This is a genomic window from Microbacterium sp. Bi128 (assembly GCF_918698205.1).
This window is the reverse complement of sequence record NZ_CAKKMM010001156.1, coordinates 1-1,632: the sequence shown is the minus strand read 5'-3', so window position 1 is coordinate 1,632 and position 1,632 is coordinate 1. Positions and strand designations below refer to the sequence as shown.

Here is a 1,632-nt window from a genome sequence, read left to right as displayed (position 1 = left end):
GCGTTGATCAGGGCCAGGCACGTGGGGACGTGGCCTTCCACCTCAGCCAGCTCAGCCTTGACGTCCGAGGCCAGATGCCACACATTGGGCAGTTCGAGGATGAAGGGCTCGCTGTGCGCGTTCATGGCCTCGGAAAACGGGGCCAGCTGCGTGGTCAGGGACTGGATTGCGATGTCGTGTTCGTGCCGCTGCTTCTCGGAGCCGGCCAGCACCCGTTCGGCGAATTCCAGCGGCGAGCCCGCCATGCCATCGGCGTCGCGGCGGTCCAGTGTGCCGGCCAGGACTCGCGCCTGCGCGGTGCGGCCCTCCACCTGGATCAGCATTTCCGGAGTGGCCCCCACCAGCCCGTCCACCCCGTACGTCCAGCATTCGCGGTACCGGGCCGACAGCTCGCGCAGCACCTCGGCGGCCTTGACGCCGGTGGGGACGGTGGCCACGACGTCCCGCGCCAGCACCAGCTTTTCCAGGGCGCCGGTCCGGATCTCCGCGACGCCGGAGGCAACGGCGGCCATCCAGTCTTCCTCGCTGAGCGAGCCGGTGTGCAACGTTGCCCCTGCGGCCAATGGCAAAGGACGTACGACGGCGCCACCGGTCTGCGCGGGTGCCGGCACCGGGTCATCCACCACGGTCACGCTGGTCCCGGGATTGGCGCTGGCTCGGGGATTTGAGCCGGGATTGGCGCTGGTGCTGTGAAGCCAGCGGTCCAGGGCGGCGCGGGCACCGGCTTCGGTGAGGTCGCCGTCGTCGAACGTGAGCTGGGTCAGCCAGGCCTGGCCGTCACGGAGCCCGACGACGATTTCCGGGACCAGCAGCCGGGACTCATGGGCGGAGGCCTTGGAGAAGGCGAAGGAGCCGAAGGCGACCGGGCCGGTGCCGGGGCAGCCCACACTGTCCTGGATGTCTGCCTCCAGGACCTGGTGGCGCCACCAGATGTCCGCTTCCAGGAACCGCTCGGGTCCGGCGGCAGTGAAACGGGCTATCTCGCCGAAGCCCACGAGACCGGCCTCGCGGCGGGTCCAGCAGAGGACATCGTCCCGGACCAGAAACGACGGCAGGCCCCCGGGGAAAGTTTCGGCATCGAGGGGGACTGTCAAGGTGCGGAACGTGCTCGTCATGATGGCATAACACTAGCCCGTGATCGCCCATTGGGTGGATATACACGGGCCGGCCGGGCCTGTGCGGGGCCGCCGCGGCCGTTGCCGCAGGTGAAAGCCGCGTCAATTGGCGGCCCGTTCGTGGGAGCGCCGATCATTTGAGACAATGTCAGGGTGAACCGAGCATCCTTGGATAAGCGTCCGGACGAAGTAGCCACGATGTTTGACGACGTCGCCCCCAAATACGACGTCGTCAACGATGTCCTGTCCTTGGGGCAGACGCGGCGTTGGCGCAAGGTGGTGGTGGAGGCCATGGGCGTATCGGCCGGCCAGCACGTCCTGGACCTCGCCGCCGGCACCGGCACCTCCAGCGAGCCGTACGCCGACGCGGGCATCAACGTCATCGCCTGCGATTTCTCCCTCGGCATGCTCAAGGTCGGCAAGCGCCGCCGCCCTGACATCGACTTCATCGCCGGGGATGCCACCCGCCTGCCGTTCGCGGACAACACCTTCGACGCCAGCACGATCTCCTTTGGCC

The 1,632-nt window shown here is 68.2% G+C and carries 2 protein-coding genes; one reads left to right on the top strand and one right to left on the bottom strand.

The window, feature by feature from the left end; all coding sequences use genetic code 11:
* Positions 1–1,115 (bottom strand): chorismate-binding protein (locus LQV45_RS30770; RefSeq protein WP_230011067.1); only part of this gene is annotated, 1,115 nt, incomplete at its 3' end.
* Positions 1,116–1,268: 153 nt separating this feature from the next.
* Here LQV45_RS30770 and LQV45_RS30765 point away from each other — a divergent pair.
* Positions 1,269–1,632 (top strand): class I SAM-dependent methyltransferase (locus LQV45_RS30765; RefSeq protein WP_230011064.1); only part of this gene is annotated, 364 nt, incomplete at its 3' end.